Raw genomic sequence first — 17388 nt, 5'->3', positions numbered from 1 at the left:
TTGAATCAATCAAAATCACTTGCTTGTCAATCACAAGCGGGGCTGATCTGTGGGTAAAAACTATACAAAAAGAGCGAGAAGTGTCTCAAGTGCCAAAGGATATACCAACATTGGAATCTGGTAAGATGTGTAAGGGTGCGGGCTTGCTTTTTTATTAAGCGTAAAGATCATAGTGCCGTTTATACACTGCACCGAGACTTTACCTTTTGCCCTTCTACAAAACCATTAGAACATTCAAAAACGCCGTCATAAATGGATGCAACAAATATTGAAAATATTCTTTTTCAAAAACGCGTAACGGTACAGCATAAATATATTTTGTCTTGGGCGCTCTATTTTGCATGAGAAGCATTCCCCCATTAAAGAACGCGATAAACAAAAGCATGAAATAAACCATCATCTCCATTCTATAAAAGGCATTCCAAATATTTTTGAAAGCTGTAAAGTTAACTTAAAAAATAACAATACAAACGAGCGTTGGTATTATCCCTTGCAACTTCATATTTTTCCAAAATAGGTTATATTCTCATTTAAGAGATTACGAGATGTACGCAATATTCTTACCCCAATCGGACATACAAAATCTAAAATGATTCATAGAACTCTTAAAAGTCTGAACCTCTGTTTTAAACAGACCGCTAAAGATTAGATATTGATGAACAGATAACAAAAAAATCACAAACTTAGGTAAGTAACACCATAAAACCATTTATAAACCAGCTATGAACTGGAGAATCATATTAGCTTTGATAAAATACTTTGCTCAACCCCATACATAAAACATCTGGTTTTAAGTTTACTTATTTTACAAGCTGTTCGTAACAAATCCCTTATATTCACAAAAATATGAAAAGAAAGCGTGATATTCACAGAAAAGTCTCATATGTCTTTATCATCAAAAGCACTAAAGAGTATTGAATGTGTACACCTTTTGTCTTGTAACGGTTTTCTCTTTTCTGCTTATAAGAAAACACGCTGGCATCATCATACACTTAACCCCCAATGTTACAACAATCCTTACATTTGAAAATATTCATTATAGACATTTTTTCCTTTCTTATAGAGTTTTTACCCACATGCCAGCCCCACTTGTGAGCGAAAAGCAAGTCATTGTCATTGATTCAACATGAGAGAAATTTAAAATGAGAAAATCCTACGATAGACCTTTCATTCAAGACGCAAAACAACGAATGATCTTTATAAATCAATGTGATGTAAATCTCTATTTTTTTCGGAGAATCACATGTCACAATGTAAGCCTCTAGACAAACCATTGCCTTAAATATTCTCATAAAAAACACCGGTATGCTTAAAGCCTTACATGGGACAACCGCCTTAAACGACGATATTTTACGGTCTAATAGGATTCCCTCTACAGTAAGCAAAAATTAAGTGCAATACAAAATGATTCCATTACTGACCTTATATCAATACCCCAGCTCTTAACAAAATCATCATAAAAGACACTGACACAAGCAATCCTTTATAACCTCTCAAAAAAACAAAAAAATCATCTCTCACAATAGAATCATTTTTCTATGGCAAAGCCTTATCCCACACATGTTCTCAAGAAAAAGCGAAAAACGCATCTTACCCAATGCATTCACTCATGAATCAAAAGAAGCTTACTACCGGAAAAGAGATAAAACGCTAAAGTTTTAACCACTAAAACGGAACGCCCGCGATACATTCCCATTTTCAAATCAATGTGATGAGAGCGATGCAAAGACACCTCAACATCCATCTTAAAGCGAAAATGCACGCCACAAACGTGCATTCACTCATGAATCAAAAGAAGCTTACTACTGGAAAAGAGATAAAACGCTCAGTCTTTAACCACTAAAACGGAACGCCCGCGATACATTCCCGTTTTCAAATCAATGTGATGAGGACGACGTAATTCACCAGAATTTTTATCTTCGATATAAGTCGGCGCCTTCAGAGCATCAGCCGAACGGCGCATGCCCCTCTTCGCTGGAGAGGTTTTTCGTTTAGGTACAGCCATAAAAAGACACTCCAAATCCATTAAAACAGAAAAAGCAATGTCAAAAATGACAATGCTTCATTTAAAAACACCATAAAATTTGAGGATATTATACACTGATAAAAAAGAAGAGGCAATGTCAAAATGACCCTCCTCTTACCAAAATGACCTTCTTTTCATCAAAAATGGTGTCAAAATGATCAAATGAATATCCAAAACACCGCAAAATTTGAGAATTTTATACACCAATGAAATCTTTTTTATAAGACCTTCATTCAATTTTTATTTAGTTTAAAAAGGGATTTGCGCATACAATAGAGATACGGATAAAAAGAGAAATTGATTTTAATAAAAAACGACGCCAATTTATGAAAAAAAGAAAAAGCGACAACCTTTCTTTTTAAACTTCATAATTTCATTTTTGTAAAAACAAAGGAAGCAAGAATGCACGAATTTACCACCCTTCTTGCAAAACATGGATACACCGTTGAAAAGCGGCTTGATACCCTGTTAAGTGATCAAATCCAAAATGGTGAAATTTCACGCCCTAAAAACTTAATCAAAGCCATGCGCTATGGTGTGCTGAACGGTGGAAAACGCCTGCGTCCTTTTCTTGTGATTCAAAGTGCTGCACTTTTTGATGTTCCTGTAGAACATTCTCTTGATGTTGCATGTGCCTTAGAATGTATCCATTGTTATTCGCTCATTCATGATGATCTTCCCGCTATGGATAACGATATACTCCGGCGTGGAAAACCCACCGTCCATATAGCATTTGATGAAGCAACAGCAATTCTAGCAGGCAATGCCCTCTTAACATTTGCCTTTGAAATCATTGCCCATAAAGCCAGTACTCTATCGACAGACATTAGAATCAAACTGATCACGTCTCTTGCACAATCGGCAGGACTTGGCGGTATGTTAGGTGGACAAATGCTGGACCTTGAAGCTGAAAAAAGACCGCAAGAAAGTACTGACATCACCACTCTACAACACATGAAAACAGCAGCCCTGATAAGCTTTGCTTGCCAAGCAGGCGCCATCATTGGCAATGCGTCCAAAGAATTAACCGAAAAGCTTACTGATTTTGGTACCTATCTTGGTTTAGCCTTTCAATTAACCGATGACCTTCTTGATGTCACCGCCAACACGCAAACCCTAGGAAAAACGGCTGGGAAAGATGAAACGGCACAAAAAGCGACCTTTGTTCATCTTTACGGCATTGAAGAAACCCAAAAAAAGCGAGATACACTCATCAGTAAAGCAGAAGCATTCTTACATCCTTTTGGCGCTAAAGCACTCCCGCTCCAACAAGCAGCACACTTTAGTGCAATACGCAAAAATTAAACTTCATCCACGCTATTGCACGTAGTGTAAATCGTCATCTTTGTTAAATGCATAATAGACTTTTCAAAGAAACGTTACCATTAATCTCCATTATAGTCCTTATCATGAAATGGATGCGACAAATCTTGAGAGGAATTTCATTAAAACAAGCCGCGTGAATTTATAACACAAGTGTATTCTGGGTATCCTATTTTGCATGAAAAGTGCCTTCCATTAAAGAATGAAAAAAGAAAATGTGAAATAATGCGCAATCACCATTCCTTAATAAGCATATAATCCGGCACAATCATTTTCTTTATCAGCGTCCAACCTTGTCAGCAACTCTTGGCACAATATTCATGAGAAGCATTTTTATTTCCTTTTTAATGATTGTTATGCCATGCCCACTTATAACGTACAAGCAGATGACTTTGATTGCTTCAACATACATAGATTTTAAATGAGAGTAACTGACACTATTCAGCTTTCTCATTCAACATGCAAAACAATGATGCGCCTTAATAAATAAAAGCCTAGCCCCACTATAGCACTGCATGAAACACACGTGATAATACGTTACTATTTTCACTGAGATTTCTTTAGGGCTCCTTCCAAAAAAAACATTGCCAACAGATAAACCAATAAATAAATACCCAAAATATAAACGAGTGAGAAAAAGCCAAATATATTGACCATATACGCACTCATGTAAAAAAATACCAATAAGCTAAATCTCCCAACGGTTGACAAAAAAGATTCATATGTAGCCCTGAAATGATCACTAATACTATCGTGCAAAATAACTTCTACACGAAGATATGTATACTTAATTAAGTAAAAAATCATACAGACTAAAATAACAGCAATTTCTTTTCTTGGCTCAAAGAAAACCATTGTAAAAATCAGTGAAGCCGAAAGAAACAGTAGTAAAATAAAATTCACTCTTTCACTTAGTTTTGTAAAGAGAAAACTAGCCAAGAGCTGAGAGAGCAATATCAGTGAAAATGTCACACCAAGATCAAAATAAGTGACATTAATATTATGATCTTTAAATATCCACTGCCAATACTGCGAGAATATATTGAAAAAGATCAGTGAAAAATAAAAGCATAAAGAGATATAAGGAACTTTAATAAAAATAGACAACATCTCTTTAGCATCATAAATGAGAGAATTCGCTTTATTTGGTTGTTTTTCTCCTTTCAGGTCATCAAGAAAAAACAAACCAAATAGTGTTGTCATCAACATTAAAAACGCCGCGATATACCATATATATTGGCTAGAATAATCAGCAAAATATGCGCCGATTAAACTGAATATAAACATGCCGATGTAATTATATTGAGAGCTAGAACCAAGCACTTTTTTAGTCGATGTCAATTTTGCTTTTGCATATTGAACAAGTAAAGCATTATAGGCGCCAGCAATCAATGTCAGCGATAAGGCATTAAAAGATTCTGCCAAAAGAAAACCATAAAAGCTTGTAGAAAATCCCATGAGACATAGCCATGTAGCAGCAAAAGCCGCTGCCAAAACGATAGATATTTTATAACTTTTTCTATCGGCAAAATATCCCAGAGGAATATCTGTAACCATCATAATAAAAGCCTGAAACGACTTAATGATCCCGATATCAATAAGAGTTAGCCCTTTTTCAAGCATATAAAATACAATAAAGGCACCTGTTAAAATTCTTATACCGTTAAATAAAAATCCAAACGCTAATATATTTGTCATCTATTCCCCAATAACACCACGAAAGGTGTCAATACATCCTTTTATATAAAGATAAAAGCTTAAATTTTATAACAAATATGGCAATAGCCGCTATATAGAACTCCAATCCTATCAATTTGATATTCTGAAAATTGCTGGAAATAATGTCACGTTTAGTTTTCTATTGGATCTGTTTGAAGACAGTATTATCAAAGAGAAATACTTGAAAACAATGAAGAAGCGCCTCAATTTATGAACGATCATCTTGTTCTCAACATGCAACCACAATGAGGACTGAATATTGATTTACAAGCAAAAACACAGCCTTTAATGAAGAAAAAATGCACTCCAAGAATTTATTTCAACCCTGTCCAAAGCGTGTATGAATATAATCACTCAAAAGCGCTTCAAATTCTTCAGCAATGTGATCACCCCGCAAAGTTTTTACCTTTTGTCCATCAATAAAAACAGGTGCCGCAGGACTTTCCCCCACTCCAGGCAAAGAGATTCCAATATCTGCATGTTTTGACTCCCCCGGTCCATTGACGATACATCCCATCACGGCAACCTTCAAACTTTCAACGCCAGGGTATTTTTCACGCCAAACAGGCATATTTTTGTATAAATCTGCTTCAATTTTTTGCGCCAATTGTTGAAAGACCGTTGAGGTTGTGCGCCCACAACCAGGACAAGCCGCAACCACAGGCAAAAATTGCCGAAAACCCATTACTTGCAAAAGTTCTTGCCCCACCTTTACTTCTCGTGTCCGATCACCACCAGGTTTTGGTGTTAAGGAAATTCGTATTGTATCGCCAATCCCTTGTTGTAATAAAATGCCCAAAGCCACCGAAGAAGCAACAACGCCCTTTGTTCCCATCCCAGCTTCCGTTAATCCCAAATGAAGAGCATAATCACAACGCGCCGCCAAGGTGGTATAAACAGCAATAAGATCTTGGACATCACTCACTTTAGCAGAGAGAATAATTTTATCACGTCCCAACCCCATCTCTTCAGCGCAAAGAGCCGATTGCAGAGCAGACTGCACAACAGTTTCCCGCATCACTTCAGCAACCGATAAAGGATTTTCTTGCTGTGCATTTTCATTCATAAGCCGTGTTAACAATGCATTATCAAGAGAGCCCCAATTCACGCCAATGCGAATAGGTTTATGATACCGACAAGCAATCTCTATAATTTCTGCAAATTGACGATCTTTTTTTGCGCCAAAACCAACATTTCCAGGATTGATGCGATATTTTGCAAGCGCCTCAGCACACGCAGGATGATCAGATAAAAGCTTATGTCCAATATAATGAAAATCCCCAACCAAGGGTACAAAAAATCCTAACCTCTCCAATCGCTCCCGTATTTTTGGTACAGCTGCCGCCGCTTCATCACGATCAACAGTAATCCGAACCAATTGTGAACCAGCTTGCCAAAGAGCAGCCACTTGAGCAACAGTTGCATCAACATCAGCTGTATCCGTATTGGTCATTGACTGTACAACTATCGGGCTCTGCCCCCCAATGATCACATCACCAACAGCAACACCAACAGATCGACGACGCTCAAGTGGTTTAGATAAAAAATAGGTCGTACTCATCAAGTCCTCAAATTTTTAAAACCTGCGCTATCAATCATCATTTACATTGACTTCCTCCACGCTTCAAAGGACGAAAATTACACCGCCCCCCAATCTTAACAGATTACTCTCAAAAGGTTCCACCTACTAACCACTGATGCAATTCAACTCATAGGTGCGATTCATCCTATAGACGCACCGGATAAGTTCTACTACTTCTGTTCAAGTTTATACTTCTACACTTGGTTGATTCAAAAAGAAACTGAAACCAAATAGAGACAATACTGTATTTTTAAGTTGCATGCCGATACCTTACATCAACGTCATCGCAAAACAGTGTTTTACAACACAACAGATAACGCCTATCAAAGCGCAATTTTTAAAAATGCATGAAAGACACCGCCCAATTAATCCAACACATTGATTTATAATAATCAATTTTTTACAAATTTGAATGGCAACCCCAAATATCGTAAGATTTTCTCATTTTAAATCTTCTTAATTGAATCAATACCACTCCCTAAAGCCACAAAAGAACAAGTAGATAAAAATTCCTTATAAACTATTTCAAGTGCCAAAAGCTATCCCAACACTTTAAACAAACAAAAAAATGAAGACACCGACTTACATCTTTATGAAATAAAGATGATAGAATGAATTTTACACCATTTTGTAAAAATTTTTACCTTAAATCCTTAACAAACACCATCACGAAATGAACTCGAGCACATTAAGAAATTCCTCATTAAAACCTAAACTCTTAATTCTCATCTCACCCATGCGCGGCATTATCAATGCAACCTTTCAATTTTCAAGCCGTTATAGCAAAACCCCAAACACAATTCCAACTGTCACGCAACAATTTAACACATGAAGGAGTCAATAAATGTGTCTATTTTCACCCCATAGAAAAAATGCTAAAATTAAAAAACGTATAGCACAATTAAAAAGAGAGCTGGTCCCCGTAAATCATTGGAGTTCTCAAAATGATAGCTTTGAAAACATTTCTGAGCTGTTTGATACATGGAAACAAAAAGTCCGTCACGCGCTTTATCACCTCAACGAACATGCTGCAGAATTAAAGAAAAAAGCGAAAGAAAATCCTAAAAAAACCCTCGCACTAACAGCAGGAGTCGTTTTAGTAAGCTTCTTGCTGATCCGTAAAAATTAACAACACAACCAACAACCTTCCCTTTTAATGCCCGACTCAAAGCGGGCATTTTTTATAGTTTACAAAATATAAACTTTACATCTTTCCCCCTAACTTTACGCTTTCCTCCAAAAGATAAGTTTTCCATCCATTCCACCAATCTATTATCCAATTTTCTATCTGGCAGTCTCCTTACCCCTATCCTCAAAACACGCGGTAGCACCACATCTCAAAGGACAGTGTTGTGAGAAACTATAAGAAAAGTTTTCAACATTGCATCTATCCCCCCTACTGAGTTATTTCAAAAGAAATGGAAGTCAGTAAAGATGCATGCGCTTTAATATTTTAAGGAACATTAATTGACATCATGATATAGAAGTATAAGAAGCCTAAGAGCTTTAAAAGATGTATTATAAAAAACCAAACGAAATCTTCCAATGTGAATACCCATTTGCTATAAGTAAATGACACAAGAATTAAACTGAAAAAACCCAAAATTTATCCTCCAGAATCGACCCGCTGCGAAGTATCCACGTACGTAACCACAGACATCCCAGGAATGAGCTTTTCAATCCCCTCCTGCCCAGGATCTAAAGAAATCCGTACTGAAATACGTTGCGCAATTTTGATAAAATTACCAATTGTCGTATCTGTTTTTAACAATGAAAACTCTGAACCTGTCGCCGGAGCAAAACGAACCACACGCCCCGTTAACTTTTTGTTGTTCAATGCATCAACAGAAAAAACAACCGGTTGTCCCACACGCATCTGAGAAAGTTGCGTTTCCTTATAATTAGCAATAATCCAAATATCATCAGAAATAACAGAAACCAATTGCGTACCCGGCATAACATATTGCCCTACCTTAGCGCCAACCAATCCAATATAGCCTGTTCTAGGAGATAAAATCTTCGTATGATCAAGATTAAGTTTTGCCAACTCAACACTCACCTTTGCTCCCGAAACTTCTGACTGTAAACTTTGCCGTTCAAGATTTAATTGTTTTTGCAATTGTCGTTTTGTTTCTAGGGCTGCCAAGAGTTGTGAAAGAGGGCGAGAAACAGAAATTGCAGCATCACCAAAGCCTAACTTTTTACTATCAGGAACAACATTAGAGAATGCTCGTGAACGCGTTAATTCTGCTTCTGCAGCATTAACTTCTCCCTGTAAAATCTGAGCTTGCAATTCAATACTTGCCAGTTTTGCATTTTTTGAATCGAGAACAGCCTGTGCCCGTGCAAGCTGCTGACGAAGAAGAGAATCATCAAGCTCAAAGAGCAGCATTCCTTTTTCAACACGTTGATAATCTTGCACATAAATCCGTGCAATCACCCCAGAGATCTGTGAACTAACCAGAGTAACATTGCCCTTAATGGAAGCATTATCCGTTATTTGAATGTTACTCACAAAAGGAGGAAGTCTCCAAGCCCACAAAATCAGCAAAACACCCGTAACACCTGACAAGAATGCAACAATCGTAGCTTTTGACCGTAATGCTTTTATCATTTTTTGCACCCCTCTTCTATGGGCATCATTCTACTTTTCTAACGCCTGCAAAGAGCATGACTTAACAACCATTGTGACAAGAAAAATAATGAATACAATCATTGAAATATAAAAATAAAGCCGAAAAACGTCATCATAAGCAAAAATATTTGCTATTAACTTAAATTTTTCTATCAACATAGAAGTACCCTGTTCACTGCTCAAGCCATGGGGAACAGAAGCACCATAAGAAGGCGAAAACAAAGTATTCATCTCACCAGAAATAAGCGGATCAGTCACAACAATATTTTGTGTTAAGGACTCAAAGTTTTTATGGGCAAAATAAAACTGTAGGCTGCCAAAAAAAGCCGATCCCATCAATCCCCCTGTCACTTGTGTTAGCAAAAAAACCGCAATAAAACTCAAAACATAACGCGGTCCTCGCTCACCAGCAATCACAAACCCTTTGAAAAGAGCAGGAGGCAAAAAAAGTGCATAACTAAAACTCACCAACCCTTGGCTCAACATCATATCTTTCGGACGTGTTAAATAGTTTACACGACTGTCTAAATAAGCTCCCAGCGCCAAACAACCTAAAGATAACAAATAAAAATAATCTTCACGCCCCGCTCGTAAAAAAAAGACACAAACAGCCCCCCCTAACAGAATACCCAATGTCACCGCAAGATACATGGGCGCCATCTCACGATTAAGCAAACCAAAAAGATTAAAAAAACCCACGGGCAAATTTGACCGCTCCAACAAAAAAACATGAAAGATCAATAAAATAAAAACAGATTGAACCATTTCTTTACTGAAAATCCAACGTAAATCAATCAACGGTTTTTCTCTATTAAGCTCAATAATAATAGCAATAGCCAACGAGAAAATAGCAATTGCAAGCCCCCAACCAATCCATGGTGCTTCATACCACCAATACAATATGCCAACAGACATAATCACGGCATTTAATCCAAGACCAAGAGCAATCAAACCATAACTTATCCAATCTAACTTTTGAATAACCTTACTGCGGACAACAGGCGTTAGAGGCAAAGTATAGATACAGACCAAGCTGATGAGAACCAACCCCATTTCCAGAGCGGAAAGACTGGAAAAGCCACCATTTTCCAGCAAATCAGGAGAAATCAAACGTGATAAAGGCGCCGCTAAAGCCGCATTCATATAATTCAAACTAAGACCAACAGTAAACTTCTTTGCTGGAGCAAAAGCCTCCATCATATAAAGCAGCGCAAGCGAAGCCAAAGGAGCAGCAGCAATCCCAGCAAAAAAGCGAATAATCAATGCAGAACGCAAATCCGTAACAAAGAGTTGCAACACGCAAACCAAAACGAAGCCAAGGATTGATAATTCAGCAAAAGCACGCAACCCAAATTGATAGCGGATTTTGATCAACATAATCGCTACACTCACATTTGGCGCCATATAGGCCGCTACCAACCATGTTGTCTCGGTCAAAGTTGCGTGAAAATCACCCGTAAGATGGACAATGTTAGACTGAACAATATTAGCCCCTAAACCATAAGCCCATTGCAAAATAAGAGAAGCAAAAATATAAACAAAACATTTCGGCAAAGGTCCTGCAAAAACACGACCAGGACGAGGAAAAGGTTTTCCACCCCTTTTAGCAAACACAACCGTACTCTTTTTTCCGCTCATGTCACCTTTTTCCTGTATACGCTGCTACGCTTCTATCAACACAGCACCATCAGCTGACAATTGCTGGAAAAAAGCCTCTATTTTATGATTATCCTCATCTCTTGTCCCCCCTTCTAATGTCGCTTGAACCTGCAAAATCCGCTGTTCCAATACATCAAAAGAAAGATGCTCTACAGCCACAACGTGCTCTACCAATAAAGAGCAGCCCGAAAAGGTGATATTTGCAACGCCCCCACATACAGCAAACAATTTTTCACCCAAAGAGGTGCGAACACGCACACTACCCAACACAATGCTTGCTACCAATGGCGCATGATGCGCCATAACTGTCAAATAACCTGAAGCTGAAGGAAGAACAACAGACACTACCTGCTCTGAAAACACAATTTTTTCAGGCGATACAAGCTCAAATAAAAAATGCTCTTCTCTATTGTTTTCCACAAAAGTCTCCACAATACCCGATATAAGGACTCTCTGTTTTCTTCAACGACTTGTCCTTTTTAACGAAAAATATTCATGACAGTTTTCTCTTGAACAAGAAGCTTCTTATTAAGACGCCTCTGCCATGAGACGCTTTCCTTTTTCAAGTGCTTCATCAATCGAACCAACCATATAAAAAGCAGCTTCTGGCAAATCATCATAATCGCCAGCACAAAGACCTTTAAAGCCTTTGATTGTCTCTTCTAAAGGAACGAGTTTCCCTGGCGAACCAGTAAAGGCTTCCGCAACATGGAAAGGTTGCGAAAGGAAACGTTCAATTTTACGCGCCCGTCCCACCAGCAATTTGTCATCTTCAGAAAGTTCATCCATTCCAAGAATAGCAATAATATCCTGAAGCGCTCTATAACGTTGTAAAATGGTTTGCACTTGACAAGCAACAGTGTAATGCTCTTCTCCTACAATCAATGGATCCAACATACGCGAGAAGGAGTCAAGCGGATCAACCGCCGGATAAATTCCCTTTTCCGCAATAGAGCGCGAAAGAACAGTTGTTGCATCCAAATGAGCAAAAGACGTTGCCGGCGCTGGATCCGTCAAGTCATCGGCAGGAACATAAATTGCCTGAACGGAAGTAATAGAGCCTGTTTTTGTACTGGTAATACGTTCTTGCAAAGCCCCCATATCCGTTGCCAAGGTAGGCTGATACCCCACAGCAGAAGGGATACGCCCTAAAAGCGCTGACACTTCAGCACCAGCTTGCGTGAAACGGAAAATATTATCTACAAAGAAGAGAACATCTTGTCCTTCATCACGGAAACTTTCTGCAATTGTCAATCCTGAGAGAGCCACACGCGCACGCGCTCCTGGTGGTTCATTCATTTGCCCGTAAACAAGGGCACACTTCGACCCTTCCGTTGAACCATTATTCTCTTTTGGATTCACATTCACGCGGCTTTCAATCATTTCATAATAAAGATCATTTCCTTCCCGTGTACGTTCTCCCACACCAGCAAATACAGAATAGCCACCATGAGCCTTTGCAATATTGTTTATAAGCTCCATAATAAGAACGGTTTTTCCAACACCAGCGCCACCAAACAAGCCAATTTTACCTCCTTTAGAATAAGGAGCTAACAAATCCACAACTTTAATACCGGTGACGAGAATTTCTGAAATGGTTGATTGCTCAACATATGCAGGTGCATCTTGGTGAATAGAACGCGTTTTGGTTGCAGGAATTGGTCCCACATTATCCACCGGCTCTCCAATCACATTCATAATACGTCCCAATGTTGCTTCTCCTACAGGAACGCTAATTTGCGTACCTGTATCCACAACCTTTTGGCCCCGCATCAAACCATCAGTAGTATCCATAGCAATCGTACGCACGGTATTTTCACCCAAATGCTGCGCAACTTCTAATACCAAGCGATTGCCCAAATTCTCTGTTTCCAAAGCGTTAAGAATATTTGGCAGTTCACCTTCAAATTGCACATCAACGACAGCACCAATAACCTGCTTGATCTCACCAACAGCGGCTTGTGCACGCTCTTCTTTTTTTGCGGATGCATCTTTTTTTACAGGTGTATCTTTAGCTGCACTACGCGCAGGCGCAGAGGAAGCCTTTACATCCACTGAAGCCGTTACATCCACTTGAGACTTCGAAGCGGCTTTTTTCACGCCGGAACGAACAGCTGGTTTCTTTTTTTCACCTTTTTCTGTTCCTTTGCTTGAGGTTACTGCTTTTACCATCAATCCTTACCTTTTCCATTTAAAGCGCTTCAGCGCCCGCAATAATTTCGATCAATTCTGTCGTAATCTGTGCCTGACGTTGACGATTATAAGCTACCGTCAATTTATTAATCATTTCACCTGCATTGCGCGATGCATTGTCCATAGCTGTCATCTTGGCACCCATCTCACCAGCAATATTTTCTAGCAAAGCCCGAAAGATTTGCACCGAAAGATTGCGTGGCACAAGCGCCTCTAAAAGAGAAGCCGCATCAGGTTCATACTCATAGACAATTGATTGTGAACCTTTACTATGATCTGTTTGCTCCTCAACATCTATTGCCTCAACAGCTGCTTTTGGAGCAATCATCGGAATCAAGCCAAAAGCTGTTGGACGCTGATTAATCACAGAAATAAATTCAGAATAAAACAGCGTACAGACATCGAAAGCGCCTTCATTGAATAAATCAACAATCCGTTGACTAATCATCACCGCCTCTGCAAAACCAATGCGCTTTACAGCATGCAAATCGATATGATCAATTATCAAACCTTTGTAATCACGCGATAAAATATCCGCACCTTTTTTGCCCACAGTGATAATTTTCACTATTTTACCAGATGCCAACAATGCCTTAATCTGTTCACGTGCACGACGAGCAATTTGCACATTAAAAGCACCACACAAACCGCGCTCAGCAGTACACACCACCAAGAGATGCACATCATCTCGCCCCGTACCACGCATAAGAGCAGGCGCATCAACACCATCTACATCAGCAGCAAGACTGATCAAAATATCAGCCATCTTCTTCGCATAAGGACGCGCAGACTGCGCTGCCTCTTGAGCACGATGCAACCTTGCCGCTGCAACCATCTGCATAGCTTTGGTGATCTTTTGTGTTGCTTTAACCGAAGCGATACGGTCTCTAAGATCTTTTAGTGAAGCCATTCAAGCATTCCATCAATTCATCACGAGAAATTTTTCGCATAAGTATTAAGAACAGTTATCAACTTATCTTTCAGCTCGTCTGTTATTTGCTTTTGCTCAGCAATTGCCTTTAAGAGATCTTGATAATCACTACGCAAAAGCACCAAAAGTCCCTGCTCAAACCGCGCAACATCAGAAACCGCCAAAGCATCAAGATAGCCATTCACACCGGCGAAAATAACCACCACTTGTTCTTCCGTTTTAAGTGGAGAAAATTGTGGCTGTTTCAAAAGCTCAGTCAAACGTGCACCCCGATTCAACAGACGCTGGGTTGACGCATCCAAATCAGAGCCAAACTGCGCAAAAGCTGCCATTTCACGATATTGCGCCAATTCACCTTTAATCGAGCCAGCAACTTGCTTCATCGCCTTAATTTGTGCGGCAGAACCAACACGCGACACAGAAAGACCAACATTTACAGCAGGACGAATTCCTTGATAAAATAAATTTGTTTCGAGAAAAATTTGCCCATCAGTAATCGAAATCACATTTGTAGGAATATAGGCAGAAACATCATTTGCTTGCGTTTCAATAACCGGCAAAGCTGTCAACGACCCAGATCCATTTTCCGCATTCAACTTCGCAGCCCGTTCTAAAAGACGCGAATGCAGATAGAAAACGTCCCCCGGATAAGCTTCACGACCTGGAGGACGACGCAATAAAAGAGACATTTGACGATACGCCACCGCCTGTTTTGACAAGTCATCATAACCGATCAAAGCATGTTGCCCATTATCACGGAAATACTCACCCATAGCACATCCAGAAAGAGGTGCAATAAATTGCAGTGGTGCTGGATCAGAAGCGGTCGCTGCAACAATAATAGAATATTCCAACGCTCCACGTTCTTCTAAAACTTTAACGAATTGTGCCACCGTCGAACGTTTTTGACCGATAGCCACATAAATACAATAAACTTTGTCTTGCTCTCGTCCAGCCCCTTTTTCATGAAAAGGTTTTTGGTTTAAAAATGTATCGAGCAAAATTGCTGTTTTTCCTGTTTGGCGATCACCAATCACCAATTCACGCTGCCCCCGTCCAATAGGAATAAGTGCGTCAATCGCTTTCAATCCGGTCGACATCGGTTCATGGACAGACTGACGCGGAATAATTCCAGGAGCCTTAACATCAACACGACGACGCTCTGTTGCTTTAATGGGCCCCTTCCCATCGATAGGGTTTCCCAACGCATCAACCACACGCCCGAGCAAAGCGGGCCCCACAGGAACATCGACGATAGCGCCTAACCGCTTTACACAATCACCTTCACGAATATCACGATCTGAGCCAAAAATGACCACACCAACATTATCAACTTCCAAATTGAGGGCCATACCGCGCACACCGTTTGGAAAGGCGACCATTTCCCCTGCTTGGACATTATCCAAACCATAAACGCGAGCGATACCATCCCCTACAGAGAGAACCCAACCAATTTCTGAAACCTCAGCCTTTTGGTCAAAGTTTTTGATTTGCTCTTTTAGAATTTTTGAAATTTCAGATGGTCTAATATCCATCAGCTGACCTCTTTTTTCAATGCAAGCTTAAGCGAAGACAATTTTGTGAGAAGAGACGTATCAATTTGAGACGATCCCACACGAACGATTAATCCACCAAGAATTGTTGGATTCACAATGCTGTGTAGCAAAACTTTTCCTCCAACGACACCTTCCAAAGCCTCACACAACTCTTGTCTTTGTTGAGAACTTAAGGGGCGCGCAGAAATAATTTGCGCAGTCACCTGCCTACGAGCGCGCGCAACGCAACGCTGAAAAGCATGTAAAATACCAAATACGGCACTAAGCCTACGGTTTGTTGCAATAACGCGTAAAAAATTACCAATAACCTGCCCTGCGTTTTTATCAGCAAATTTGATGTTTGCACAAACAGATTGCATCACCTTAACTTGCTCTTTAACTGAAAAGAATGGACTAAGCACAAAGCGTTTTAAATCTTTATTTTGCTCCAAAACAAGCAAAAGATCTTCCACTGCCTTTTCAACCTTTTCAATGTTTCCGGCTTCTTGAACGCAATCAAAAAGCGCTTGCGCATAGCGTTGATCTACCAACGGCAGCGGTATGAGAGAAAATGAATCCGACACGAAATACCGCCTCTTTCCCTTGAGCGACTCTCTGATAGTTATCAGATGAAATGAAACAGACATTCTCAATCTTAAGAATCTTCTTCTTAAAACCTAGAACAAAAACCTCTTGGTTTCTAGCATAGACATAGCCGACTCGCAACACCACAAATCGCTGCTTTTTAAAAATTTTAATAAAATATTCAAAATATTTTTGAAAAGAATTTTTTTTAGATATACAAGATGGCAACACAGTTTTTTTATGCCTCTTTTTGACATTCTCTGAGCGATTTTTTCACTCTCTTTGATTTTGCTTCAAATGCTCTTGCCACCATAATAAAAAACTTCTTCTCTAAAAAACACTCCCTTTATCACCACAAGACCTTTAACGAGATGCGAATGCGACTGAAAAAGTCTATTATTGCAAACTGATAAGAAAAAAAGTAATGAATATCCTCCTAAAAATTAAAGAAAAAATTGATCTTTTTTCTTCAAATACCCACTCCTTTTAAAAAAATTCACCAAGTATATTTTCTTGTAAACACACTCTTTAAGTATACAACATATTGATTTATAATGATAATATATCATTTTTCATACCAGATGAGCCCCAAACATCGAAAGATTCTCTTATTTCAAATCTTTCTATCAAAATCACTCCCTTGCTCCATCACAAACAAAAAAGGAAATGATTAAAGAAAAAACACCTCGTATAAACGCTCTCAAGTACCAAGAGCTTTCGTAATCCTAAAAGCTAAATAATAAATGGCGCCATTTTATACCTTTATGAAATAAAAATGGGGAGCCTTAACGCGGTTTTTTCATTCATGAAAGCTTTTACATGCTACACTCGAAAAACATCATAAAATGAATTCGAGCATGCTGAAAAACATTTGTTTAAACAAGCATATGAATGTAGTAATACAATAGATGTTCGGTAATATTCCGTTTTGGACGTTCTGCTTTACATGAAAAATGTGCCCCCATTAGAGAACGAAAGTAACAAAAGCATGAAACAATGGAGAATCTCCATTTCACGACAGCACCCATAAATGCTATAATGATAACTCCATTGAGCAACCTCATCTTCACACTTATGAAAGAACAAGCTGGCACCATCACATACTTTGCCATCTCCCAATTTTACGACAGCCCTTAACACTTGAGATGATTAAGCACTTTAGTCCTTTCTTATATAGTTTCACTCGACACAGGCTCCCCC

12 protein-coding genes and 1 pseudogene are annotated in these 17388 nt (G+C 39.0%); 2 read left to right on the top strand and 11 right to left on the bottom strand.

Annotated features, from left to right (window positions below; all coding sequences use genetic code 11):
- Window positions 1-1657: 1657 nt before the first annotated feature.
- Both ACFIJR_RS03225 and rpmF read right to left on the bottom strand, forming a co-directional pair.
- Window positions 1658-1726, bottom strand: a pseudogene (locus ACFIJR_RS03225) (50S ribosomal protein L32); the annotation flags it as partial.
- A 99-nt stretch (window positions 1727-1825) separates the two neighbouring features.
- Entirely contained in the window at window positions 1826-2005 is a 180-nt protein-coding gene (rpmF, locus tag ACFIJR_RS03220) for a 50S ribosomal protein L32 (protein WP_005774555.1), read from the bottom strand.
- Window positions 2006-2428: 423 nt separating this feature from the next.
- Between rpmF and ACFIJR_RS03215 the strand changes: the two genes are divergently transcribed.
- A complete protein-coding gene (locus ACFIJR_RS03215; protein WP_375653583.1) occupies window positions 2429-3331 on the top strand; it encodes a polyprenyl synthetase family protein in 903 nt (300 codons plus the stop codon).
- A gap of 564 nt (window positions 3332-3895) precedes the next feature.
- On the opposite strand, the gene ACFIJR_RS03210 is transcribed toward ACFIJR_RS03215, so the two are convergent.
- Both ACFIJR_RS03210 and ispG read right to left on the bottom strand, forming a co-directional pair.
- Window positions 3896-5047 (bottom strand): MFS transporter, encoded by a 1152-nt coding sequence (locus ACFIJR_RS03210; RefSeq protein WP_375625234.1) that lies wholly within the window; start codon window positions 5045-5047, stop codon window positions 3896-3898.
- A 340-nt stretch (window positions 5048-5387) separates the two neighbouring features.
- Window positions 5388-6629 carry a flavodoxin-dependent (E)-4-hydroxy-3-methylbut-2-enyl-diphosphate synthase gene (gene ispG, locus ACFIJR_RS03205; protein WP_375625233.1) on the bottom strand — a complete coding sequence of 414 codons (1242 nt, stop codon included), beginning with the start codon at window positions 6627-6629 and terminating at the stop codon, window positions 5388-5390.
- Between the two features lie 865 nt (window positions 6630-7494).
- Here ispG and ACFIJR_RS03200 point away from each other — a divergent pair.
- Window positions 7495-7779, top strand: coding sequence for a hypothetical protein (locus ACFIJR_RS03200; protein WP_375653582.1), 285 nt, complete (start codon window positions 7495-7497; stop codon window positions 7777-7779).
- 477 nt (window positions 7780-8256) lie between these two features.
- Here ACFIJR_RS03200 and ACFIJR_RS03195 read toward each other — a convergent pair whose 3' ends face one another.
- From ACFIJR_RS03195 to atpH, 7 genes are all read right to left on the bottom strand, one after another.
- On the bottom strand, window positions 8257-9264 hold the full coding sequence (locus tag ACFIJR_RS03195) for an HlyD family secretion protein (RefSeq protein ID WP_375625231.1): 1008 nt from the start codon (window positions 9262-9264) through the stop codon (window positions 8257-8259).
- A gap of 30 nt (window positions 9265-9294) precedes the next feature.
- Window positions 9295-10923, bottom strand: coding sequence for an MFS transporter (locus ACFIJR_RS03190; protein ID WP_375653581.1), 1629 nt, complete (start codon window positions 10921-10923; stop codon window positions 9295-9297).
- Between the two features lie 24 nt (window positions 10924-10947).
- Entirely contained in the window at window positions 10948-11364 is a 417-nt protein-coding gene (gene atpC / locus ACFIJR_RS03185) for an ATP synthase F1 subunit epsilon (RefSeq protein WP_375625229.1), read from the bottom strand.
- A 108-nt stretch (window positions 11365-11472) separates the two neighbouring features.
- Window positions 11473-13116 carry a F0F1 ATP synthase subunit beta gene (gene atpD, locus ACFIJR_RS03180; protein ID WP_375625228.1) on the bottom strand — a complete coding sequence of 548 codons (1644 nt, stop codon included), beginning with the start codon at window positions 13114-13116 and terminating at the stop codon, window positions 11473-11475.
- Window positions 13117-13135: 19 nt separating this feature from the next.
- A complete protein-coding gene (locus ACFIJR_RS03175) occupies window positions 13136-14047 on the bottom strand; it encodes a F0F1 ATP synthase subunit gamma (protein WP_375653579.1) in 912 nt (303 codons plus the stop codon).
- Window positions 14048-14067: 20 nt separating this feature from the next.
- Window positions 14068-15603, bottom strand: coding sequence for a F0F1 ATP synthase subunit alpha (atpA, locus tag ACFIJR_RS03170; RefSeq protein ID WP_375653578.1), 1536 nt, complete (start codon window positions 15601-15603; stop codon window positions 14068-14070).
- Window positions 15603-16187, bottom strand: a complete 585-nt coding sequence (gene atpH / locus ACFIJR_RS03165) for an ATP synthase F1 subunit delta (protein ID WP_375653577.1) — start codon at window positions 16185-16187, stop codon at window positions 15603-15605. The genes atpA and atpH overlap by 1 nt, the downstream gene beginning before the upstream one ends.
- Window positions 16188-17388 lie beyond the last annotated feature (1201 nt).

It is taken from the genome of Bartonella sp. OD88NMGDW (assembly GCF_042193775.1).
GTDB classification, from domain to species: domain Bacteria; phylum Pseudomonadota; class Alphaproteobacteria; order Rhizobiales; family Rhizobiaceae; genus Bartonella; species Bartonella grahamii.
Note: the sequence above shows the minus strand (reverse complement) of the source record. Positions and strands in the feature narration are given on the sequence as shown.